Annotated in this window: 21 protein-coding genes and 1 tRNA gene; 13 read left to right on the top strand and 9 right to left on the bottom strand. The window is 71.2% G+C overall.

Features of this window, described 5'->3' with window-relative positions:
* Window positions 1-94: 94 nt before the first annotated feature.
* Window positions 95-1,027: an alpha/beta fold hydrolase gene (locus tag NFR93_RS10575; protein ID WP_251453187.1), complete on the bottom strand. Its 933-nt coding sequence runs from the start codon at window positions 1,025-1,027 to the stop codon at window positions 95-97.
* Window positions 1,028-1,084: 57 nt separating this feature from the next.
* Here NFR93_RS10575 and NFR93_RS10570 point away from each other — a divergent pair, with 57 nt between their 5' ends.
* Genes NFR93_RS10570 through NFR93_RS10560 form a run of 3 tightly spaced genes read left to right on the top strand, consistent with a single transcriptional unit; the run spans window position 1,085 to window position 2,805 of the window.
* A complete protein-coding gene (locus NFR93_RS10570) occupies window positions 1,085-1,573 on the top strand; it encodes a carboxymuconolactone decarboxylase family protein (RefSeq protein WP_251453186.1) in 489 nt (162 codons plus the stop codon).
* On the top strand, window positions 1,570-2,292 hold the full coding sequence (locus tag NFR93_RS10565) for a tyrosine-protein phosphatase (protein WP_251453185.1): 723 nt from the start codon (window positions 1,570-1,572) through the stop codon (window positions 2,290-2,292). The genes NFR93_RS10570 and NFR93_RS10565 overlap by 4 nt, the downstream gene beginning before the upstream one ends.
* A gap of 48 nt (window positions 2,293-2,340) precedes the next feature.
* Complete coding sequence (locus NFR93_RS10560) at window positions 2,341-2,805, top strand: SIP domain-containing protein (protein WP_251453184.1); 465 nt, start codon at window positions 2,341-2,343, stop codon at window positions 2,803-2,805.
* 7 nt (window positions 2,806-2,812) lie between these two features.
* Here NFR93_RS10560 and NFR93_RS10555 read toward each other — a convergent pair whose 3' ends face one another.
* The 4 genes from NFR93_RS10555 to NFR93_RS10540 all read right to left on the bottom strand — a co-directional run bounded on the left by NFR93_RS10555 (window position 2,813) and on the right by NFR93_RS10540 (window position 6,985).
* Window positions 2,813-3,271 (bottom strand): Fe-S oxidoreductase, encoded by a 459-nt coding sequence (locus tag NFR93_RS10555; RefSeq protein ID WP_251453183.1) that lies wholly within the window; start codon window positions 3,269-3,271, stop codon window positions 2,813-2,815.
* The gene (locus NFR93_RS10550; protein WP_251453182.1) at window positions 3,268-4,089 is read right to left on the bottom strand and encodes an arginase family protein; all 822 of its coding nucleotides are present in this window, start codon (window positions 4,087-4,089) and stop codon (window positions 3,268-3,270) included. The genes NFR93_RS10555 and NFR93_RS10550 overlap by 4 nt, the downstream gene beginning before the upstream one ends.
* 67 nt (window positions 4,090-4,156) lie before the next feature.
* Window positions 4,157-4,897 (bottom strand): PspA/IM30 family protein, encoded by a 741-nt coding sequence (locus tag NFR93_RS10545; RefSeq protein WP_251453181.1) that lies wholly within the window; start codon window positions 4,895-4,897, stop codon window positions 4,157-4,159.
* 39 nt (window positions 4,898-4,936) lie between these two features.
* Window positions 4,937-6,985 (bottom strand): TPM domain-containing protein, encoded by a 2,049-nt coding sequence (locus NFR93_RS10540; protein WP_251453180.1) that lies wholly within the window; start codon window positions 6,983-6,985, stop codon window positions 4,937-4,939.
* A 129-nt stretch (window positions 6,986-7,114) separates the two neighbouring features.
* Between NFR93_RS10540 and NFR93_RS10535 the strand changes: the two genes are divergently transcribed.
* The 3 genes from NFR93_RS10535 to NFR93_RS10525 all read left to right on the top strand — a co-directional run bounded on the left by NFR93_RS10535 (window position 7,115) and on the right by NFR93_RS10525 (window position 9,638).
* The gene (locus NFR93_RS10535) at window positions 7,115-7,954 is read left to right on the top strand and encodes a DUF3097 family protein (RefSeq protein WP_251453179.1); all 840 of its coding nucleotides are present in this window, start codon (window positions 7,115-7,117) and stop codon (window positions 7,952-7,954) included.
* A gap of 149 nt (window positions 7,955-8,103) precedes the next feature.
* Window positions 8,104-8,763 (top strand): tRNA (guanosine(46)-N7)-methyltransferase TrmB, encoded by a 660-nt coding sequence (gene trmB / locus NFR93_RS10530; RefSeq protein WP_251453585.1) that lies wholly within the window; start codon window positions 8,104-8,106, stop codon window positions 8,761-8,763.
* A gap of 104 nt (window positions 8,764-8,867) precedes the next feature.
* Window positions 8,868-9,638, top strand: coding sequence for a CPBP family intramembrane glutamic endopeptidase (locus NFR93_RS10525; RefSeq protein WP_251453584.1), 771 nt, complete (start codon window positions 8,868-8,870; stop codon window positions 9,636-9,638).
* 21 nt (window positions 9,639-9,659) lie between these two features.
* Here the strand turns inward: NFR93_RS10525 and NFR93_RS10520 are convergent, their stop codons facing one another.
* From NFR93_RS10520 to NFR93_RS10505, 4 genes are all read right to left on the bottom strand, one after another.
* Window positions 9,660-10,097, bottom strand: a complete 438-nt coding sequence (locus tag NFR93_RS10520) for a hypothetical protein (RefSeq protein ID WP_251453178.1) — start codon at window positions 10,095-10,097, stop codon at window positions 9,660-9,662.
* A 104-nt stretch (window positions 10,098-10,201) separates the two neighbouring features.
* Window positions 10,202-11,476, bottom strand: coding sequence for an endo-1,4-beta-xylanase (locus NFR93_RS10515; protein ID WP_251453177.1), 1,275 nt, complete (start codon window positions 11,474-11,476; stop codon window positions 10,202-10,204).
* A 143-nt stretch (window positions 11,477-11,619) separates the two neighbouring features.
* Window positions 11,620-11,695: transfer RNA gene (locus NFR93_RS10510), tRNA-Arg, on the bottom strand.
* A 53-nt stretch (window positions 11,696-11,748) separates the two neighbouring features.
* Window positions 11,749-12,561, bottom strand: coding sequence for an SGNH/GDSL hydrolase family protein (locus NFR93_RS10505; protein ID WP_251453176.1), 813 nt, complete (start codon window positions 12,559-12,561; stop codon window positions 11,749-11,751).
* Window positions 12,562-12,698: 137 nt separating this feature from the next.
* Here NFR93_RS10505 and NFR93_RS10500 point away from each other — a divergent pair, with 137 nt between their 5' ends.
* The 7 genes from NFR93_RS10500 to thrB all read left to right on the top strand — a co-directional run bounded on the left by NFR93_RS10500 (window position 12,699) and on the right by thrB (window position 20,966).
* The gene (locus NFR93_RS10500) at window positions 12,699-13,556 is read left to right on the top strand and encodes a transglutaminase-like domain-containing protein (protein WP_251453175.1); all 858 of its coding nucleotides are present in this window, start codon (window positions 12,699-12,701) and stop codon (window positions 13,554-13,556) included.
* A 56-nt stretch (window positions 13,557-13,612) separates the two neighbouring features.
* Entirely contained in the window at window positions 13,613-15,280 is a 1,668-nt protein-coding gene (gene argS / locus NFR93_RS10495; RefSeq protein WP_251453174.1) for an arginine--tRNA ligase, read from the top strand.
* A gap of 1 nt (window position 15,281) precedes the next feature.
* Complete coding sequence (locus tag NFR93_RS10490) at window positions 15,282-16,043, top strand: LmeA family phospholipid-binding protein (RefSeq protein ID WP_251453173.1); 762 nt, start codon at window positions 15,282-15,284, stop codon at window positions 16,041-16,043.
* A gap of 154 nt (window positions 16,044-16,197) precedes the next feature.
* The gene (lysA, locus tag NFR93_RS10485; RefSeq protein ID WP_251453172.1) at window positions 16,198-17,622 is read left to right on the top strand and encodes a diaminopimelate decarboxylase; all 1,425 of its coding nucleotides are present in this window, start codon (window positions 16,198-16,200) and stop codon (window positions 17,620-17,622) included.
* Window positions 17,619-18,932, top strand: a complete 1,314-nt coding sequence (locus NFR93_RS10480; RefSeq protein ID WP_251453171.1) for a homoserine dehydrogenase — start codon at window positions 17,619-17,621, stop codon at window positions 18,930-18,932. Before lysA ends, NFR93_RS10480 begins: the two co-directional genes overlap by 4 nt.
* A 1-nt stretch (window position 18,933) precedes the next feature.
* Window positions 18,934-20,022 carry a threonine synthase gene (gene thrC / locus NFR93_RS10475; protein WP_251453170.1) on the top strand — a complete coding sequence of 363 codons (1,089 nt, stop codon included), beginning with the start codon at window positions 18,934-18,936 and terminating at the stop codon, window positions 20,020-20,022.
* Complete coding sequence (gene thrB / locus NFR93_RS10470) at window positions 20,019-20,966, top strand: homoserine kinase (RefSeq protein ID WP_251453169.1); 948 nt, start codon at window positions 20,019-20,021, stop codon at window positions 20,964-20,966. The genes thrC and thrB overlap by 4 nt, the downstream gene beginning before the upstream one ends.
* Window positions 20,967-21,141 lie beyond the last annotated feature (175 nt).

Here is a 21,141-nt window from a genome sequence, read left to right as displayed (position 1 = left end):
GGAAGCGGGGGGATGCGATCGGCCGGTGCGCAGTCAACTCTAGAGATTCGGGGCGGTCGGCGACGAACTCCCCGTCTGCAACGTCGTCGCGTGGTCAATCGTTCCCGGCGCGGGCGCGGATGAGCTCGGCGAGCCCGCGGGGCTGCTCCTCGTGCACATTGTGGCCGCTGTCGAGTTCGATCACGGATGCCGCCGGCAGACGGCGGGTGAAATCTGCGGCATCCCCGGGGGTGACATAACCCCGCGTGCCGCGCACCAGGGTCACCGGGACGCGCACGGCTGCGAGGTCCTCCCAGCCGGATGCGGCCAGCACGCTCGAGACCGCGTCCCGGTCGCCGTCGCCCGATCCGGGCGGCGCGGCCGCGGCGCGGGCGGCGAGGTGGGCGAAGTGATGACGCCACTCGAAGCGTCCGTCGGGCCGCTCGCGCGAATTCAGGAAGACCCCCCGCTCGGCGGCCGACCGAGATCCGCCGAGACCGAAGGCGAGGGCGCGATCGACCATCTCGTCGCGGCTGGCCCAGTGCGTGGGGCCGGCGAAGAACTCCCGGATCTGCGAGGGCCCGGCCGCGGGGTCGATCCCCGGCGTGATGTCGATGACGATGAGCGCGTGGACCAGGTCCGGATCGCGGGCAGCGACGGCCGCTGCCGTCAGGCCGCCGAGAGACTGCCCCACGAGGAGCTGCGGGCGATCGGTCCATGCGGCCATGGCCGCATGGACGTCGGGGGCGAGGGTCCGTGCCACGTAGGCGGCGTCGTCCCGCCAGGACGATTCGCCGTGACCGGGAAGGTCGACGGCGAGCGCATCCAGGCCCAGAGCGAGCACGGTGGTGTCCCATGTGTGGGCGTTGAGCCCGGCTCCGTGCAGGAACGTCACCCGCGGCTCACCCTCGCCGTAGCGCAGCGCGCTCACGGTCCGACCGTCCTCCAGCCGCAGCCGCAGGCGTTCGACCGGGGGGAGGGGGCCCTCGACGCCGATGTCGGCCGCCTGGTCGGGAAGGAACGAGAACTCGTCGGTGATGTCGCTCACGCGCCCATTCTCACGCATCCGATCGAGGGCGCCCGGCGACTCGATACGCTGAAGCGCATGACCGAAGAACGACGCGTCCACCTCTCGCGGTCGGCGCCGCCGGCGTATCAGGCGCTCGCCGCGTTCTCGAAGGCCGTCGGCGGCATCTCGGACGGGGCCGGAATCGACGACCGGCTCAAGGAGCTGGTGCAGATCCACGTCTCGCAGCTCAACGGCTGCGCCTACTGCGTCCGCGTCCACGTCGACCGCGCGGTGACCGCGGGCATCGACGCCGACACCATCGCGCAGCTGGCGACGTGGCGCGACTCCGGCGTCTTCAGCGAGCGCGAGCGCGCGGGCCTGGAACTGGCGGAGTGCTTCACCTTCATCCACGAGGACGGCATACCCGACGACGTGTACGACCGCGTGGGGGCCATCCTCAGCGAGGCGGAGTACGTCGCACTCAGCTGGGTGCTCGTGTCCATCAACGCCTTCAACCGCGTCGCCATCGCGGGGCGCTACCCGGTCCCGCCGCGCACCGGTGAGGACGCGGGCGACGGCGCGTGACCGGGTCGCCGCTCGTCCCGGGCGCGCTGAACTTCCGCGATACCGGTGGCCTTCTCGCCGGGGCGGCGCGGACGCGGCCCGGCATGCTGTACCGATCCGGGAATCTGGCCCGGCTCGATGACACGGGCGTGGCGGCACTGAGCGCCCTCGGCATCCGGCGGATCATCGATCTGCGCGCCGACGACGAGGTGATGCACGAGCCCAGCCGGGTCCCGTCGCAGGTGCGGACCACGCGGGTGCCGCTCTTCCTCGGGTCCGTCGCCTCGTTCTTCGCCGAGGACATCGGACTTGCAGAGATGTACCGCAGGATCATCGAGCACTCTGCCGCCGGTCTCGTCGACGTGGTGCGGGGCGTGATCACGGATCAGCCGGTCCTCGTCCACTGCACCGTCGGCAAGGACCGCACGGGGGTGACGGTCGCGGTCGCGCTCGCCGCGGCGGGTGTGGAGCGCGATGCCGTCGTCGCCGACTACGCGCGCACCGAGAGCCTTCTTCCGGTCGAGCGGAATCGACAGGTCGTCGCCTACTTGCGGTCGCTTCACCCCGAGGCCCGGCATCTGGAGGACCTCGCGACCCGATCGCCCGCGTCGGTCATGCGGGAGCTGCTCGACGACGTCGATGCCCGTTACGGCTCAGCTGCCGACTACCTCCTCGCGCACGGCATGACCGACGACGAGGTCGCCGAGCTGCGGCGGGTGCTCCTCACCACCCCCGAATGACGGGAGTGAGGTTAGGCAACCCTTGGTGCGAGGTATAGTGGGATCGTCATGAGCACTTCCCTCGAGCACAACGCGGCGGCCTGCCGCTCTTCGCGGCATACGCGGGTGCAGCACCTGATCACGGCCGACGAGACGTCTCTCGCCGACCTCGAGGCGCTGCTGGCGACGCTTCCGATCTGCTCGACCGGCCGTGTGTTCATCGAAGTTCCCGACGCGACGTGGGTCGTCGAGCTCGGCATTCCGGCGCGCATGGTGCTGACCTGGCTCGACCGCGCGTCACGCTCGGGCGATCCGGGCACCGGACGCGCGTGCGCCCCGGGCCAGGCGCTGTCGCGCGCGGTGACCGCCTGGGCGGACGAGATGCTCTGCGCCGACGACGACGAGACGCGGATCCACCTGCTGGGCGGCTACCTCGGGACCGCAGACATCGTCGATCACCTCGCATCGCGACTCGGAGTCGCGACCGATCGCATCCAGGCCCCGACGCGGTTCGGCATCACCTCCGCCCGCTGACCCGTCGTCATCGCGGGGCGCGCGACCGCCGGCGCGGCAGGTAGTTGCCGTCTTCGAGTCCGGCCTCGATCTCGAAGCGGTTGCGGAGCGGGTCGCGTCCGGCGGCCCAGTACAGGATCGGCATGAGCAGGCCGTACCGTCGCCACTGCCGGCGATGGATGGCCTCATGGCGCAGCAGGCGGTCGTCGATCTCCCCGTCGCCGGTGAGGAAGCAGCCGCCGGCGCACACGCCGCCCCGTGGATACGTCCAGGACGGCATGCCGCGGAAGACCCACAGACCCTGTCGTCGTTCGATGCGGCCGGTGCTCCACAGCGAGCCCCATACCCAGCCCACGGCAGTGCCGTACAGGTAGCCCGCATGGCTCACCGGGGAGTCCAGGAGGATGCCGGGGATGAAACGGTCGAGCCGATCGGCCGCCCCGATGGCGGGGACCGTCTCGCGGTGCCCTGAGGAGCCGGACCTCATGCGAGGGCGCCGATGATGCGCAGGATGGCGCCCAGGTCGTCCACGGCGGCGTCGGGGGATGACGGGGCGAAGCCCGCAAGGCTCGCGCCGGCGAGAGGCACCCGTGCACGCACGGCCCCGATGAGGGAGACCAGTGACGCCACGTCGACGCCGAACGGCTCCGCCGAGGTGACGTGCGAGAGGGCGCTGGGGTCGAGGACGTCGAGGTCGACGTGGATGTGCACCCCCGCCGCGCCGGTGGCGACGACCGCGTCGGCCAGGGCCTCGACGTCTGCGAGCGCGTCGATGGTGAGCCACGTGATCCCCAGCTGCTCCACGACCCCCTCTTCAGCGGGGTCGAAGGATCGCGCCCCGGCGAGGACCACCCGTGCGGCCGGCACGGCGTCGGGGGTCAGCGACAGGCCAGGCGCACCTTCGCCGAGCACGGCTCGCAGGGCCATCCCCGCGAACGCCCCGGACTCGCTCGAGTCCGGCGTGTGCAGGTCGGGATGGGCGTCGAGCCACACCACCGCGAGGTCGGGTTCACGGGCGAGGGAGTGCGCGACCGCGGCCACGCCGACACCGCAGTCGCCGCCCACCACGAGGGCCGGCTCGCCGGGCGGAGCCAGTTCGAGCGCGAGCAGCTCGCTGGTGCGTCGAAGCGCGCTGTATCGGTTCACGCGCGTGTCGAGGGATTCCCCGGCTTCGAGCGGAACCGCGACCCGTGTGCAGGCGGATCGGGGCAGATCGCCTGCGATCGCCTCGGCGCCGTCGACCAGCTGCATCGCACGGGAGGAGGGCGACCCCTGCCACTGCGGAACGACGATGAACCGGGTCATGCGCGACACCTCTCGGCAGACGGCGACCTCCCGCGCCCGTCGAGCGTGACGCGGGAGGTCGACAGGATCAGGACGTCAGCTGCCCGGCGGAGCCGGTGCCGCCGGACTTCAGCGCGGCCAGGCGCGCCTCCACCTCGGTGAGCTCCCCCATGTCCTCGAGCTGATTGAACTGGGCATCCAGCGAGGAGGCGGCCAGTTCCTGCTTGCCCGCGGCCAGTGCCTCCTGGCGACGGACCTTGTCTTCGAAACGGCCGAGTTCGCTCGTGGGGTCGAGGACGTCGATCGACTTGACCGCGTCGTGCACCTTGACCTGCGCTTCGGCGGTCTTGGCGCGCGCGAGCAGTTCGCTGCGCTTGGAACGCAGCTGCTCGAGCTTCTGCTTCATGCCGTTGAGGCCGTCCTTGAGCTTCTCGACGACCTCGGTCTGCGTGGCGATCGTCGGAGCAATCGCACGCGCCTCGTTCTCCTCGCTGATCTGACGCTGCAGCGCGATCTTGGCGAGATTGTCGAACTTGTCGGCGTCGACGGCGTCGCCGGACGCGCGCAGCTGATCGGCGCGACGGCTGGCGGCGAGCGCCTTGTTGCCCCACTCGGCGGCCGCACGCACGTCCTCCTGGTGGTCCCGCTCGAGCAGGCGGAGGTTGCCGATCGTCTCGGCGATCGCCGCCTCGGCGTCGGCGATGCTGTTGGTGTAGTCCCGAACCAGTTGGTCGAGCATCTTCTGCGGGTCTTCGGCTTGGTCGATCAGGGCGTTGACGTTCGCCTTGATGAGTGTGGAGATGCGACCGAAGATGGACTGTTTTGCCATCGGGTTTCCCTTCCTTTCCGAGAAGTGATTGTGACCGTTTCAGAACCTGCCGCCGCCGCGGCGGCCACGCGTGCCGCCGCCGCCGAACGAGCCGGGGCTGATGCGGCCGCGGCTTCGACCGCCGCCGGTGCTGCCGAACCCGCCCATGCCTCCCGCGAGCCCGCCGAGCCCGCCCAGCCCGCCCATTCCGCCGGAGGATCGGCCGCCGCCGAGGACGGAGTTCAAGACGATGCCTCCGAAGACCGCGCCCAGCATGCCGCCTGATCCTCCTCCGGACATCCCGCCGCCTCCCATTCCTCCGAAGGCGCCGACGTCGTTCTGTGCGGACTGGATCGCCTGTGCGGCCAGCTGCTCGGCCCGCTGCGCCTGTGCGAGCGCCTGCTGCGGGTCGGAGGCCTCGAGCTGCCGTGCGCGCACCAGGCTCGCGCCGGCCTCGGCCAGCCGAGTGCGGGCCTCGGCGCCGACGGCACCGCGGCGCGCGGTGATGAAGTCCTCCGCCGCGCGCACCTGGGCGTGGGCCTGGGTCATGACCTGAGCGAGCAGCTGGCGTGCTCGCTGAGCCTGGGACTGCTCATCGCGCACGGCGCGGATGAGGGCGTCGATCTGGTCGTCGACGGCTTCCAGACCTTGGAGTGCGGCGAGCGGCCGCTTGGCGCCGGTGAGCTGTCCGCGCGCGGTGTCGATCTGCTGGCGGGCGGCGGTCACCGCGGCGGCGAGCCGCCCGTCGGCGTCGGGGAGCGCGTTCGCGGCGGCGACGTCCTGCTCGAGTTCGGCGATGAGCGCCGTGGCGTTCTTCTCGGCCAGAGCGAGATCGACCGCCAGCGTGTCGACGGCAGCGCTCAGCTGCTCTGCCTGCGCGACGGCATCCTCGGCCGCGCGGATGCTGACGGCGGCCTCTCCGCCATCCCCACCGCCGAGCGCCTGCTGTGCCTCGGCGAGTTCGGCGGCGGCGAACTCCAGCCTGTCGGCGGCCTGGTCGGGGTTGTCGGCGACGGTGACGAGCGCTTCCGGGGCGTACTGCTCCGTCAGGCCCGCCAGGCGCTCGCGCGCCGGCTCGACCGTCGCCGCGGCTCGCTGCCGCGCCTCCTGGACCCGCGCGAGGGCCTCGGGAGCGTTCTGCTCGAGCTTGCGCAGCTCGTCGAACTCCGCGGCCCGCTCGTCGAGGCGGGTATTGGCGCGCTCGCACAGCTCGACGATGCGGCTGTTCCACGCCCGCACCTGCTCCTCGGTGTCGGGCTCGCCGTCATCGAGCTTCTGCTGCAGCGAGAACGCCTCGTCAAGGTCGGTCCGCGCGGCTGCCAGGGCCTCCACGAAGGCGGCGGTGGCTTCGTCGCCGAACTGGGCGCGGGCGAAGCCGAGCTCCTGCTCGCTGGTCTTGATGGCGTCGTCGGTCTCGACGAGGGCGGACGCGGCGCGGCGACGCAGTTCCTCGGTCGGCACCTGCTCGACAGGAGCCTGCCCGGGCCCGCCGGGGGCCGGAGCAGCCTTCGCCCGGCGACGGCGGATGAACAGCCATGCCACGAGGGCGATGCCGCCGAGCACCACGGCGAGGATGAGGACGGTCCCGAAACCGGACCCCCCGCCCGGCGCCGCGCCGGGCGCTCCGGCGTCGTCTCCGAGCGCCGCCGACATGCTGTCGGCGGCGGCGATGACGGCGCCCGAATAGTCCTCCGCACTCAGGTCGGGTCGGATGTCCGCCTCGATCCGGACGACCTGGTCCTCGGCGAGGGGACCGGCGCTGTCGGCCGAGAGGTAGTACTGGCGGGAGTCGACGGCCACCGCGAGCAGATACTGGGAAGGACCGAGCCCGTTCTGCTCGGCCACGGTGTTCGCCCACGACTCGCTGTCAGCCGGGTCGGTGAACTCGTCGACGAACACGGCGTAGAGGTCGACGCCGGTGTCGGCGTACAGCTGCTCGAGGCGCTCCTGAGCCTCGGCCGCGCCCGAAGAGTCCATGACGCCGGCGTCATCGAGGATGTACCCGGCGCCGAGCTGGACGGGTGCGGTCGCCGCCGCCGCGCTTGCACCGACGCCCGCGATGAGCGCGCACGCGCTCAGGGTCAACGCGGTCGTCCACCCTTTGCGCATCCGTCTCCCCCTTCGCGGCGTTCCCGCCCCTGGCGAGTCTATTCAGCCACGGTCGCCCACGGGTAGGGGCGGCGGGTCTGCGCCGGCAGGCCGGGGCGGGAAGGTAGCCTTTCCGACCCGGAGGCACACATGGACGATCGGTACGGAACGGACGTGCTGGCAGCAGGGTGGCGCGAGCGGTCGGCGAAGCAGGTGCCGCGGGTTGCGGCATCCGTCGACCTGGTCGTTGAGGTCGCCGACGACGGCTTCTGCGGCGCCGTCGTGGGCGTCGCAGCGGGCCTGGTCGAACTCGAGGACCGGCGCGGCAGGCGGCGATTGTTCCCCCTCGGACCCGGCTTCCTGATCGACGGGCGCGACGTGATCCTCGATCCCCCCGAGAAGCGGGCCGCGCCCGCCGCCCCCAGACGCACCGCCTCGGGCTCGTTCGCCGCGCCCGACGCGCGCGCACGGGTGGCGCGCGCCAGCCGCATCCTCGTCGAGGGGCGGCACGACGCCGAGCTCGTCGAGAAGGTGTGGGGAGACGATCTGCGGGCAGAAGGCGTCGTCGTGGAGTACCTGCAGGGGATCGACCTGCTCGCGGAGACCCTCGACGCCGAGCCCCCGTCGCGGGAGCGCCGCTACGGTGTGCTCGTCGACCACCTCGTCGCCGGGTCCAAGGAGTCGCGCATCTCCGATGCCGTCGCCCGGGGGCCCCACGGCGCGCACGTGCGGATCGTGGGGCACCCGTGGGTGGATGTCTGGCAGTGCGTCACACCGCGCGCGGTCGGGATCCCGCGGTGGCCGGACGTGCCGCGGGGAATCGACTACAAGACCGGGGTGTGCCGGGCCCTGGGGTGGCCGGCCCGCGACCAGGCCGACCTCGCACGAGCATGGCAGCGGATCCTGGCGTCCGTGAAGAGCTACCGCGACCTGGAACCTGCTCTTCTGGGCCGGGTGGAAGAGCTCATCGACTTCGTCACCGAGCCGTGAACCGGGCCGTGAACCGGGCCGAACGGCCTCGACCGGGCCGGGAGAAGACGGCGGCTGGGTAGCCTGGGGGAGTGACCGACACTCCCGCCCGCGAGGCCCATCCCCGCTTTCGCGAGCGGCCCGTCTCGTTCGTCCGCAGAAGCGGCCGCATGTCCGAGGCGCAGGAGCGCGCGTGGAGCGAGCTGGCCCCGCGCTTCGTGATCGCTGCGCCGAGGGATGCCGCCGCCACCAGCATCCGCCCGGGCGCAGCCATCGACCCGCACCAGGTGTGGGGTCGGCACGCGCCGCTGATCGCCGAGATCGGATCGGGACAGGGGCATGCCATCGTGCACGCCGCGTCCGGCGCCCCCGACACCGACTTCCTCGCCATCGAGGTCTTCCGGGCGGGACTGGCGCGGACGATGCTCGATGCCGAGCGCGCGGGGGTCGGCAACCTGCGGCTGGTCGAGGCCAACGCGCCCGAAGTCCTGCAGCATCTTCTGCCGGCGGCATCCCTCGACGAGCTCTGGGTCTTCTTCCCCGACCCGTGGCACAAGAAGAAGCACACCAAGCGCCGTCTGGTCACGGCGGAGTTCGCCGAAACCGCCCGAACGGCACTGCGCGAGCGCGGGATACTGCGCCTGGCGACCGATTGGCAGGACTACGCGCTGCAGATGCGCGACGTGCTCGACGAGGCGGACGGGTTCGAGCGTGCGTTCGAAGGGGACTGGGCGCCGCGGTTCGACGGCCGCGTGCTCACGGCCTTCGAGCGAAAGGGCTCCCGCGCCGGCCGTGACATCCGCGACCTCGCCTACCGACGGGTGGCCTGACATGCCCGCCCCCCGCCCTCGCTCCCACCCGCACCGTCCCGGCGTGGTCGTGGGACCTCGCTCCCGCGATCCTGGTGTGCCTGGCCGCGCCCGCGTTCTTCGTCATGCTGCTGCCGTGGCTCGGCTGGGGCCTGCTGGCGGCCGGCCTCGTCACCGCGTGGCTGATCGAGCGCGGTCGTCCCGCATCCGACCCCGATGAGACAGGGCGGCGTGCCCCGTCACTCGTACGCGACCTCTCGCTCGTCGCGGTCGGCCTGCTGATCGTCAGCGTCATCCCGCTGAAGGCCGAGCTCGACAACCTCGCCATCCTCCGCTTCGCCCTCGCCCTCGGCGGCGCGGTCGTCGTGCCCTACGCGATCTCACGCTGGGTGTACCGCGACCACGCCATCCGGTTCCCGTGGCGCGGGGGAGGACGCTGGACGACCTTCCAGTGGACGTGGCTGGTGGCCGTGCTGGTGCTCGGGTGGCTGATCCTGCCGTTCTACTTCATCACCTCGGGGGTCTATCAGAACTGGCCGGTCGTGGACACCCCCGACCTCATCGCGCGACTCTTCGTCGGCGTCGGCGCCGTGGGCATCTGGGACGAGCTGTTCTTCATCTGCACCTGCCTGGCGCTGCTGCGGCGCCACTTCCCCTTCTGGCAGGCCAATCTGCTGCAGGCGATCGTGTTCGTGTCGTTCCTGTGGGAGCTGGGCTACCAGGCCTGGGGCCCGCTGCTGACGATCCCGTTCGCGCTGCTGCAGGGCTTCATCTTCATGCGCACCCGGTCGCTCACCTACGTCGTGACGGTGCACCTGCTGTTCGACGCCGTGGTCTTCCTGGTTCTCGTCCACGCCCACAACCCCGGCGTGCTGGACGGGCTGTTCCTGGTGTGACGCGCGGGTGAGCGGGGAGGGTCAGCCGGCGGCGCGGCGCACGACGTCGCGGAGGGTCGCCTCGACCGCATCCGTCCATTCCACGACGGCGAACGCGGTCGGCCACATTGCCCCGTCGTCGAGGAGGGCATCTTCGTTGAAGCCGATCGAGGCGTAGCGGGTGTCGAACTTCGCGGCCGGCTGCACGAAGGTCACGACCTTGCCGTCGCGGGCGTAGGAAGGGAAGCCGTACCAGGTCTTCGGGTCCAGCTGCGGCGCCTCCTCGCTCACCACGACGTGGAACCGCTCGGCGATGGTGCGATCCGTCCCGGTGAGCTCCTGGATGGCCTCGAGGCAGGCCGCGAGCTCCTTCTCCTTCTTCGCGGCGCCCTTGACGCCCTTCTGCGCCCGGAGCTCGGCCGCGCGCTGCTTCATGGCCGCGCGCTCGGCGTCGCTGAATCCGTCGGTGTTCTCGCTCATGCCTCGATGGTGCCACGCGGGCGTCGAGACGTCACGGATGTCCGCATGGCGGCATCCGGACGGACACACGTGACGGCTCGCGGTATGCCGGATCTCGTGGCGTGTCAGCCGCGCAGGCGAGTCTCCACGGGAGAGCCGTCGGCCGCGCCCGGAACCGCGAAGTGCGCGGAGCCCTGGGGTGTCGTCACGCGATAATCTCCCGCGAACCCGCGCACCCGGACGAGCCCGTCCGCGTCGGGACGCAGCGTCCGGGGAGCGTGCCACCAGTCCCCGCGGATGAGGCCGCGCAGGGCACCGTAGGCCGGCTTGGGCGATGCGTCGGAACGGAGGAGCCCCGACGGTGCCCCCAGCCATGACCCCTCGTCGGTCAGCCCCCAATAGGTGAGCGACTCCACGGCGGGGTGCGCCACGACGGTGCGGTAGTGCCGCACGAGCTCGTCGGCCTGTCGGGCCTCACCGTCGGGCGTGGAGGGCCATGAGTCGATGACATAGTCGTTCAGGTCGACGATCTCCGCCGGCATGAGGTCGCCCGAGAGCAATGTCGTCTCGGTGAGCTGGAGCGGCAGGCCGAAGCGGGCGAATCGCTCGAGGATGTTCCAGATGTTCTCCTCGCCTCGGAAGCCCTGGTGCATATGTGTCTGCAGACCGATGGCGTCGATCTGCACCCCGGCGTCGAGGCATTCCTCGATCAGCCGCTCGTAGTCCGCGCTGAGGTCGAAGTCGTTCAGCACGAGCCGGGCGGACGGATTCGCTTCACGCGCCGTCTCGAACGCCAGGCGCACCATCCCCACGCGACCCTTCACCTGAGCGAGTCGGGTCACCGCGTTGTCCTCCGCCGTGAAAACCGGCAGGATCACCGCCTCGTTGATCGCGTCCCACAGGTCGATGACCCCGGCGAAGGCAGTGACCTCCCGGGTGATGCGGTCGCGGATCGTGGCCTCGACCTCCGCATCGGTCCGCTCCTGCAGCCAGCGCGGGGCGAGCGTGTGCCAGACGAGCGGATGCCCCTTGACCCGAACGCCTCGGTCCGCGAACCAGCGAGCCGTTGTGAGGAGCCGAGCGGTGTCGGGATGCCCTGGCTGCGGCTCGAAGCCTCGCCAGTAGAACGGGAGGGTGACGCTGTCGAACAGATCGAGCCAGGCGTCCAGGAGCGGCACCGCCCGGTCGGCGTCTGCGCCACCGAAGACCCGTGAAGCGCCACGTTCACCTTGAGGCGGCCCACCGAGCAGCTCGACGAAGTCGAAACCGATGTTCCCGAAGCCGAACGCGTGCCGTGTCTGCTCCACGGTGACGGGTCCGTCGGTGAGGGGGGTGCCGTCGGGGGCGATCAGCTTGAGGGAGATCTCCTGGAACCGATGCGAGAGGTCGGGTGCCGACATCCGCTCTCCTTCAGATAGGGCGATGCGATTTGTTTCTCTTCCCGACATATTCGCATGCACGTCTGCCATCCCGCGTCTGAAGCACGCCGTTGTACAAGAAAGGGACCGCAAGGCCTGAATGGCCCGCGATCCCTTGTCCCGACTGGTGCCCCCGACAGGAATCGAACCTGCGACCTTTGGTACCGGAAACCAACGCTCTATCCCCTGAGCTACGGAGGCGTACCGGTCGAGATTACCACTGCCGGCGGGGCTCCCCGTGCCGTGCCGGGCGGTCAGCGCTCGACGCCGACCTCGGTGCCCACCGGTGCGTCCGCGGCGACGTCCGTGCCCTGGCTCATCGCGGCGAGCGACTCCGCGACCCGCGCGGCGAGGTAGCGGTGACCCTCGGTGGAGGGGTGATTGCGTCCGAGACCCGTGTCGATCACCGACAGGTAGTTCTCCGCCACGATCCAGTTCTCGGCGAGGGGGGAGATGTACCACCAGCCGCGCGCGGCGGCGAGCTCGGCGAGGTCGGCGTCGATGCGGGCGATCGCGTCCTCGACAGGCAGGACGTGCGGCGCAGGGCCCATCACCACGATCGTCGCCTCGGGGTACAGCGCTGCCAGGGCATCCCACACCGCCGTGACCGCGTCGCGGTACCCCTCTGCGGGCAGTCGTCGATCGTTGATCGTGCCCTCGATGATCACGAGGTCGGGATCCAGCGCGGGGTCCAGCGCCGCGACGCGCTCGCCGTAGGCGGGACCGTCGATCCCCGGCTTGAGGTAACCGCTGCCGCGCACGCCGTCGACGACGACGTCGGCGTCCAGCATCGGGCCCAGCCGGTACGCGAAGCCCAGGGTGGGCACGATCGCCGCCGACCCGTACACCCACGAGTCGCCGAAGATGAGCACGCGGGCGTTCTCGGGCAGCGCCAGAGCGGCAGGAGCCACGGCGGCGATCGGGGCCTGGGTGGGCGAGGCGGCATCCACCGTCGGGGTGATCCAGGGCCGCCATGCGGCGAGGGCGCACACGAGCGCCACGGCGAGTGCGACGGCCCCCAGTGCCGCCCACGAACGCCGTGGACGACGGCGTCCTGACGCGGGCATGGATAGAGGGTACGTCATCATCCCGGCTGCGCCTGCACGGGCCGGATGCCGCATGCCGCACATGCGCGGGGGGACGCCGCTTCCTCTGCTCCCACGGCCCGAGCCGAGGGGTCGTCCGGGCGTGCGAGGATACTTCGGTGCAACGCCTCGTGACCGCCGAACTCGACCTTGAACTGGGGTCCTCCGTCGACCTCATCCTGCAGGTCGCCGCCGCCCAGCAGGTGCCGGTCGCGGACGAGCAGCTGACCTTCACGCAGGGCGACCGCGTCTACACGCCGACCGAGATCATCGACCAGTCCGGCAGTCGTCTTCACCGCTTCACCGGCGAGGCGGGCGTCCTCGAGATCCGCTACGAGGCCCGCATCGACGGTCCCACTCCGATGGGACGCACCAGCGACCTCGAGGCCATCACCTACCTGCGCCCGAGCCGCTACTGCCAGTCCGACGAGGTCTTCCAGCAGGCGCGCCGGCAGTTCAAGGGCCTTCACGGCACCGAGCTCATCGCGGCCGTCTCGGACTTCGTCGCCACCAGCACCACCTATACCCCGGGCCTCAGCCACGGCACCGACAGCGCCGTGACGACCCTCATGACCGGGCAGGGCGTCTGCCGCGACTACGCCCACGTCGTGATCGCCCTCCTGCGGGCCATGGACATGCCCGCCCGCTACGCCGCCTGCTACGCGCCGGGTCTGCAGCCGATGGACTTCCACGCCGTCGCCGAGGCGTACCACGACGGCGCGTGGTACGTCATCGACGCCACCCGGCTCGCCAACCGCCGGTCGCTCGTGCGCATTGCGACCGGTCGCGATGCGGCCGACTGCGCATTCCTGAGCTACCACGGCGGCTATGTCGGGCTGCAGCGCATGCGGGTGGACGCATGGCTCATGCCCGAGGCGCAGGAGTTCACATCGACGGATGCCGGGAGCGCGGCATCCGCGGATCCTGCCGCTCACCCGGCGGCGGACGATTTCACCGAGCTGGTGCAGATCGCCTGATCGGTCCCTCGTGACGGCGTGAGGCGCTGACGACGGACAACTAGAATCGACGGGTTATGAACCCCGACGCCCTTTCCGCCGCCCTGCTCGCCGTCATCGCCCCGCTCGCCGAGGCGCGACGCGCCGGCGCCGCCGAGGGGCTCACCCCCGCGGACCTGCCGCTGGAGCGCCCGCGCAACCGCGACCACGGCGACTGGGCCTCGAATGCGGCCCTCAAGCTCGCGAAGGCGGTCGGAGCGAATCCGCGAGAGTTCGCCGGTGAGATCGCCGCCGGTCTCGAGGCGGTCGACGGGATCGCCGCCGTCGAGGTGGCCGGGCCCGGCTTCATCAACATCCGTCTCGAAGCCGCCGCCGCCGGGGCGCTGGCGCGGGCCATCGTCGAGGCGGGCGCCGCGTTCGGGTCGAACGAGTCGCAGCAGGGCCGGACGATCAATGTGGAGTTCGTCAGCGCCAACCCCACCGGGCCGCTGCACATCGGCCACACCCGGTGGGCCGCGCTCGGCGACTCGATCGCCCGCCTCCTGCAGGCCAGCGGCGCCACCGTCGCCCGCGAGTTCTACATCAACGACGCCGGCGCCCAGATGGAGCGCTTCGGCCGCTCGGTGCTCGCGGCGGTGAAGGACGAGCCCACCCCCGAGGACGGGTACGTCGGCTCCTACATCGACGAGCTCGCCCGCCGCGTGCGCGATACCCGGCCGGACATCGTCGACCTCGACCCCGACGAGCAGGTGATCGTCACGCGCGACCTCGCCTACGGCTTCCAGCTGGGCGAGATCCAGGCGTCGCTGGCGAAGTTCAACGTCGCCTTCGACGTGTGGTTCTCGGAGCGGGCGCTGCACGCCCCCGGATCCGACGGCGAGCCGAGCCTGGTCGACGAGGCCGTCGAGCGCCTGCGCGCCCAGGGTCACGTGTTCGACGAGGACGACGCGGTGTGGGTGCGCACGACCGACTTCGGTGACGACAAGGACCGGGTCATCCGGCGCTCCAACGGGGAGTACACCTACTTCGCCGCCGACGCCGCCTACTACCTCAACAAGGGCGATCGCGGGTTCGCCCACAAGATCTACCTTCTGGGCGCCGACCATCACGGCTACGTCCACCGCCTCAAGGCGCTCGCGGGCGCGGCCGGCGACGACCCGGACAAGGACATCGAGGTGCTCATCGGCCAGCTCGTCTCGATCAACGGCGCCCGGCTGAGCAAGCGCGCGGGCAACATCATCGAGATGGACGACCTGCGCGAGTGGCTCGGCACCGACGCGCTGCGGTACTCGCTCGCCCGGTACCCCGCGGACTCGCCGCTCACGCTGGATCCCGAGCTGCTGCGCAAGCGCACGAACGACAACCCCGTGTTCTACGTGCAGTACGCCCACGCGCGAACCCACAACGTCGCGCGCAATGCCGCGGACAGCGGAGTCGACCGGTCGGAGTTCGAGCCGGCGCTGCTGCAGCACGACACCGAGTCCGCTCTTCTCGGCGCGCTGCAGGAGTTCCCCCGCACGGTCGCCTTCGCCGCCGAAGTGCGCGAGCCCCACCGCGTGGCCCGTTACCTCGAAGAGCTCGCAGCGCTCTACCACCGGTGGTACGACAACTGCCGCGTCATCCCGCAGGGCGACGACCCGGTCGAGTCCGTGCACCGCACGCGACTGTGGCTCAACGACGCCACCGGCCAGGTGCTGCGCAACGGCCTGGACCTGCTGGGCGTCGACGCTCCGGAGCGGATGTAGCGTGGCCGGTTCGCGCCGCCGGGTCTGGCCGTGGATCATCGCGATGGTCGCGGTCGGAGGACTTCTGGCGGGCGCCGTGGTCATCGCCGAGGCCGTCTCGCGTGATCTGGTCGTCTCCGGCATCCGCGATCGCGTGGTGAGCAGCCTGGATCTGCCTGCCGACCAGCCCGTCGACGTCCAGGTCGAGGGTCTCGTCCTCCCGCAGCTCGTCGCAGGGCGCCTAAACGACGTGACCATCTCGTCCGAGGACGTCGTCGTCGATGTGTTCGCCGGTGACGTCACCGTGCAGGCCCAGGGGATCCCCCTGCGCGGCGAGGCGCCGCTCGAGGCGGCGGAGGGGACCGTCCGTATGGACGTGGAGCAGGTGCGCGGCCTGCTGGCCGCGGTCGAGGACTTCCCGGTCGACAGCCTCGCCTTCGATGCTCCCGACGTCACCATGACCGTGGAGCTGTCGGTGTTCGGCGCGGCGGTTCCGGTGGGGGTGGCGCTCACTCCTTCGGCGGTGGACGGCGACCTCGTCCTGACTCCTTCCGCGCTGCAGATCGCCGGGGCCGAGGTGGGTGCCGACGAACTGCGCGCGCGCTTCGGCGGGCTCGCAGACAGCGTGGCCCGCGACTGGCCGGTCTGCATCGCGCAGTACCTTCCGGCGGGGCTGACCCTCGCCGATGTGGCCATCGACGGCGACACCCTCGTCGCCGACGTCGACGTCGACGGAGCGATCGCGGTGGATCCCGCACTGCTCGAGAACGGCACGTGCGAGTGATCCGCGTCCTCGCGTGACATGTCGACGGGGCGCTGAGGCCCGGTGCCCTAGACTGCAATCACTGCCCGGCACGTGAGTGCACCGGCCGCGGCATGAGCCGCCCGGCGTCGTCCGGCCGGCCACGCGTCTTGATCCCCACCGATTGGTCCCACCCGTGTCCGCCGCCTCGCAGTCCCGCCCGCCGGCCCCGGCCTGGCTCGTCGAGCCCGAGGACGCCAACGCCCTCGTCGACGGCGTGTGGCCGACGGATGCCGCGCGCGACGCGGCCGGCGTGCTGGCGCTCGCGGGAGTCCCGGTCACCGCGCTGCGCGAGCAGTTCGGCACACCCCTCTACATCCTCGACGAGGACGAGGTCCGCACGCGGGCTCGTCGGGCGCGCGACGCCTTCGCCGTCGCCGCGGAGCGCCATGGCACGACCGCCCGCGTCTACTACGCGGGCAAGGCCTTCCTCAGCACCGAGATCGTGAGATGGGTGACCGCCGAGGGGCTGTCGGTCGACGTCGCGTCCGGCGGCGAGCTCGCCGTCGCCCTCGCCGCGGGGGCCGACCCTGCACGTCTGGGGTTCCACGGCAACAACAAGAGCGTCGGCGAGCTCGAGAGCGCCGTGGCCGCGGGCGTCGGGTCGATCGTCGTCGACAGCCTGATCGAGATCGAGCGTCTCGCCGGGATCGTCGCCCGTCGCGGCGGGACCCAGTCGGTGCTCGTGAGGGTCAACAGCGGCGTTCACGCCGAGACGCACGACTTCCTGGCCACCGCCCACGAGGATCAGAAGTTCGGCTTCGCGCTCAGCGCCGCTGCTGCCGCGGTGGCGCGCATCCGCGAGCTTCCCGGTCTCGTCTTCGCGGGGCTGCACTGCCATATCGGCTCGCAGATCTTCGGCACCGCAGGCTTCGCCGAGTCGGCAGCGCGCGTCGTCGCGCTTCACGCGGAACTGCTCGCCGGCGGCGACATCCCGGTCCTCAACCTCGGGGGAGGCTTCGGGATCGCCTACACCGCGGCCGATGACCCCACCCCGATCGAAGAGCTGGCCGCCGGAATCGTCGACGCGGTTGCCCGCGAGTGCCGTGAGCGCGGCATCCGCCTGCCGATCCTCGCCTTCGAGCCGGGACGATCCGTCGTCGGACCCGCAGGGGTCACGCTGTACGAGGTCGGCACCACCAAGCCGGTCCGCCTCGACGGCGGCGCCACCCGGCTGTACGTGAGCGTCGACGGAGGCATGAGCGACAACGCCCGCCCCGCCCTGTACGGCGCGCAGTACTCGGCGCGGATCGCCTCGCGCACGAGCACCGCTCGTCCAGCGCTCGTCCGGGTCGTGGGCAAGCACTGCGAGTCCGGCGACATCGTCGTCGACCACGAGTACCTGCCCGCCGACGTCGCCCCCGGCGACCTGCTCGCCGTCCCGGCGACCGGGGCCTACTGCTTCTCGCTTTCGAGCAATTACAACTTCCTCCCGCGTCCGGCCGTCGTGGCCGTGCGCGGGGGACAGGCCCGCGTCATCGTGCGGGGCGAGACGATCGACGATCTCCTCGCCCGCGACGCGGGTCTTGCCACACCCCCGACGGAAGGACAGACGACGTGACCGACTACCGCCGCCTACGGGTCGCCCTCCTGGGCGCCGGAGCCGTCGGCTCGCAGGTCGCCTCGCTGCTGCGGCGGCACGGCGACGAGCTCGCGGACCGGGCGGGTGCCACCCTCGAGCTCGTCGGCATCGCGGTGCGCGATCTCGACGCACCCCGCGAGACCGACCTGCCCAAAGAGCTGTTCACCACCGATGCGGAGTCGCTCATCGTGGGCGCCGACATCGTGATCGAGCTCATGGGCGGCATCGAGCCCGCGCGCACCTACCTGCTCCAGGCGATCAACTCCGGTGCGGACGTCGTGACCGCGAACAAGGCGCTGCTGGCCACCCACGGCCCCGAGATCTTCGACGCCGCGGACCAGGTCGGCGCCCAGGTCTACTACGAGGCCGCGGCGGCGGGAGCGATCCCCATCATCCGCCCGCTGCGCGATTCCCTGGCCGGCGACCGCGTGCAGCGCATCATGGGCATCGTCAACGGCACGACCAACTACATCCTCGACCGCATGGACAAGGAGGGAGCCGAGTTCGCCGACGTCCTCGCCGACGCGCAGGCGCTCGGCTACGCCGAGGCCGACCCGACCGCGGACGTCGAGGGCTACGACGCCGCGCAGAAGGCCGCGATCCTCGCCAGCCTCGCCTTCCACACCGCCGTTCCGCTGGATGCCGTCCACCGCGAGGGCATCACCCGGATCGACAAGGCGATGATGGATGCCGCGCGCCACGCCGGCTACGTCGTCAAACTGCTCGCCGTGTGCGAACGCATCGCGGACAACGGCGGCGCGGCGGGAGAGGCGATCTCGGTGCGGGTGTACCCCGCCCTGGTGGACAGCGAGCATCCCCTCGCCACCGTCCACGGTGCCAACAACGCCGTGTTCGTCCAGGCCGAAGCCGCCGGAAATCTCATGTTCTACGGAGCCGGGGCCGGTGGCGTGCAGACCGCGTCGGCGGTCCTCGGAGACGTCGTCTCGGCCGCACGCCGTCACATCGCCGGCGGCGTCGGAGTGGGGGAGTCGACCCGTGCCAACCTGCCGGTCGTCGACATCGGGCGCGTCACCACGCGCTACCAGATCACCCTCGAGGTGGACGACCAGGCCGGTGTGCTGGCCACGGTCGCCGGCATCCTCAGCGACGGGCGCGTGTCGATCGCGACCGTCGAGCAGACCGTCGCCGGTGAGGACGCCGACATCGCGCGTCTGGTCATCGGAACGCACAAAGCACGAGAGCAGGACCTGAGCGAGACCGTCGAGCGTCTCGCGGCGAGCGGCGTCGTCGAACGCGTCGTGTCCGTCCTGCGCGTGGAAGGAGACTGAAATGGCACATGTCTGGCGCGGAGTCCTCCGCGAATACGCCGATCGGCTGGGTGTCACCGACGCCTCCACGGTCGTAACCCTGGGTGAGGGCGGGACGCCCTTGCTGCCGGCGCCCGCGCTGTCCCAGCAGACGGGCTGCGACGTCTGGGTCAAGTTCGAGGGCATGAACCCGACCGGGTCCTTCAAGGACCGCGGCATGACCGTCGCGCTCTCGCGCGCCGTCGAGCACGGTGCGAAGGCGGTCATCTGCGCGTCGACGGGCAACACCTCCGCCTCGGCCGCGGCGTACGCGGCGCACGCGGGCATCACCGCCGCGGTGCTCGTGCCCGAGGGCAAGATCGCGATGGGCAAGCTCAGCCAGGCGGTCGCCCACGACGGCCGGCTGATCCAGATCCGCGGGAACTTCGACGACTGCCTCGAGATCGCCCGCGAACTCGCCGACCACTATCCGGTGCACCTGGTCAACTCCGTCAATCCCGACCGCATCGAGGGGCAGAAGACCGCCGCCTACGAGATCGTCGAGGTCCTCGGCGACGCGCCGGACTTCCACTTCATCCCCGTCGGCAACGCCGGCAACTACACCGCCTACTCCCGCGGCTACCGTGAAGAGGCCGATCGCGGCGTCTCCACGCGCGTGCCCCGCATGTTCGGGTTCCAGGCCGAGGGCTCGGCACCGCTCGTGCGCGGCGAGGTCGTGAAGAACCCCGAGACCGTCGCCAGCGCGATCCGCATCGGCAACCCCGCGTCGTGGGAGCTCGCCCTCGAGGCCCGCGCCGCGACCGACGGGTACTTCGGCGCCATCGACGACGAGCGCATCCTCGCGGCGCAGAAGCTCCTCGCCGGGTCGGTCGGCATCTTCGTCGAGCCGGCCTCGGCCATCAGCGTCGCGGGTCTGCTCGATCGCGTCGAGGCCGGGGTGGTCCCGCGCGGTTCGCGCGTGGTCCTGACCGTGACGGGCCACGGCCTCAAGGACCCGCAGTGGGCGCTGCGCAATGCGGACGGCTCGCAGGTCGAGCCCACCGTGGTCGACGCCACCACGTCCGAAGTGGCGTCCGTGCTCGACCTGGCTCCGGTGGAGGCGACCACGTGACCGCAGCCCCCCTTCCCGAGCCCGGGCGCAGTGTCCAGGTTCGGGTACCCGCCACCAGCGCGAACCTCGGTCCCGGCTTCGACACGCTCGGCCTGGCGCTCAGCGTCTACGACGAACTCGTGGTCACGGCTCTTCCCCCCGGGCAGCTCGAGGTCGACGTGGACGGCGAGGGGATGGGCGACGTCCCGCGGGACGGATCCAACCTCGTGGTCCGCTCGATCGCCTACGCGTTCGAGGCGGCGGGTCGACGGATGCCGGGTCTCCGGCTGCAGGCGCACAACGTCATCCCCCACGGGCGCGGCATGGGCTCCTCCGGTGCCGCCGTGGTCTCGGGGCTGCTCGCCGCGAAGGGTCTGCTGTCCGGCGACGTCGAGTTGGGACCCGAGACGCTCCTGCGCCTGGCCACCGAGCTGGAGGGCCATCCCGACAACGTCGCGCCGGCGCTGTTCGGCGGACTCACGATCGCGTGGGTGGACGAGACCGGGCCGCAGCACAAGAAGCTCACCGTCCACCGCGGCGTGTCGCCGCTGGTCTTCGTCCCCGAGTCCACGATGTCCACCAGCGTCGCCCGGAGTCTGCAGCCCCTGCAGGTCCCTCGCGAGGACGCGGTCTTCAACGTCTCGCGCTCGGCGCTGCTGATCGCCGCTCTCACGCAGAGCCCGGAGCTGCTCCTGGCGGCGACCGAGGACAAGCTCCACCAGAGCTACCGCGCGCAGGCGATGCCCGACACCGATCGCCTCGTGCAGGCCCTCCGCGCCCGCGGGTTCGCGGCGGTCGTCTCAGGCGCCGGGCCGAGCGTGCTGGTCCTCGCGGACGGGCCCGGCCGCCGCCTCGAGGCGGCGGCGCTGGTGTCGGACGCCGTCGACACCCCGTGGGAATCCCTCATGCTCGCCGTCGATGTCAAGGGTGGTACAGTGAGGGAGTACGCGGAGGGTTCCACGTAAACCGTGAATCTGGCCTCCGTCGCAATTCTGCGAATCCACCGCACAGCCCCCTCCTGCTGAGGGACTTCGAGCATCCAGGCGGTCTTCGAGCCGCCCAGCGCTCCTCAATCGGCAGCGAGCCCGGGAAGGCGTCTGCCGTGCAGCGCCCGTGCGATCGTGCATAACCATTTCGTTT

This window comes from Microbacterium sp. Marseille-Q6648, from assembly GCF_943181415.1.
Classification (GTDB): domain Bacteria; phylum Actinomycetota; class Actinomycetes; order Actinomycetales; family Microbacteriaceae; genus Microbacterium.
This window is presented reverse-complemented; position numbering and strand designations above follow the sequence as displayed.

Excerpts from the sequence above, each read along its gene's own strand:
- NFR93_RS10550 (WP_251453182.1), bottom strand. The coding sequence starts at position 4,089 with ATGACCCGGTTCATCGTCGTTCCGCAGTGGCAGGGGTCGCCCTCCTCC.
- NFR93_RS10570 (WP_251453186.1), top strand. The coding sequence starts at position 1,085 with ATGACCGAAGAACGACGCGTCCACCTCTCGCGGTCGGCGCCGCCGGCG.
- trmB (WP_251453585.1), top strand. The coding sequence starts at position 8,104 with ATGTCCGAGGCGCAGGAGCGCGCGTGGAGCGAGCTGGCCCCGCGCTTC.
- argS (WP_251453174.1), top strand. The coding sequence starts at position 13,613 with ATGAACCCCGACGCCCTTTCCGCCGCCCTGCTCGCCGTCATCGCCCCG.
- NFR93_RS10525 (WP_251453584.1), top strand. The coding sequence starts at position 8,868 with ATGCTGCTGCCGTGGCTCGGCTGGGGCCTGCTGGCGGCCGGCCTCGTC.
- NFR93_RS10545 (WP_251453181.1), bottom strand. The coding sequence starts at position 4,897 with ATGGCAAAACAGTCCATCTTCGGTCGCATCTCCACACTCATCAAGGCG.
- NFR93_RS10540 (WP_251453180.1), bottom strand. The coding sequence starts at position 6,985 with ATGCGCAAAGGGTGGACGACCGCGTTGACCCTGAGCGCGTGCGCGCTC.
- NFR93_RS10535 (WP_251453179.1), top strand. The coding sequence starts at position 7,115 with ATGGACGATCGGTACGGAACGGACGTGCTGGCAGCAGGGTGGCGCGAG.
- NFR93_RS10560 (WP_251453184.1), top strand. The coding sequence starts at position 2,341 with ATGAGCACTTCCCTCGAGCACAACGCGGCGGCCTGCCGCTCTTCGCGG.
- NFR93_RS10515 (WP_251453177.1), bottom strand. The coding sequence starts at position 11,476 with ATGTCGGCACCCGACCTCTCGCATCGGTTCCAGGAGATCTCCCTCAAG.
- thrC (WP_251453170.1), top strand. The coding sequence starts at position 18,934 with ATGGCACATGTCTGGCGCGGAGTCCTCCGCGAATACGCCGATCGGCTG.
- NFR93_RS10505 (WP_251453176.1), bottom strand. The coding sequence starts at position 12,561 with ATGCCCGCGTCAGGACGCCGTCGTCCACGGCGTTCGTGGGCGGCACTG.
- NFR93_RS10555 (WP_251453183.1), bottom strand. The coding sequence starts at position 3,271 with ATGAGGTCCGGCTCCTCAGGGCACCGCGAGACGGTCCCCGCCATCGGG.
- NFR93_RS10520 (WP_251453178.1), bottom strand. The coding sequence starts at position 10,097 with ATGAGCGAGAACACCGACGGATTCAGCGACGCCGAGCGCGCGGCCATG.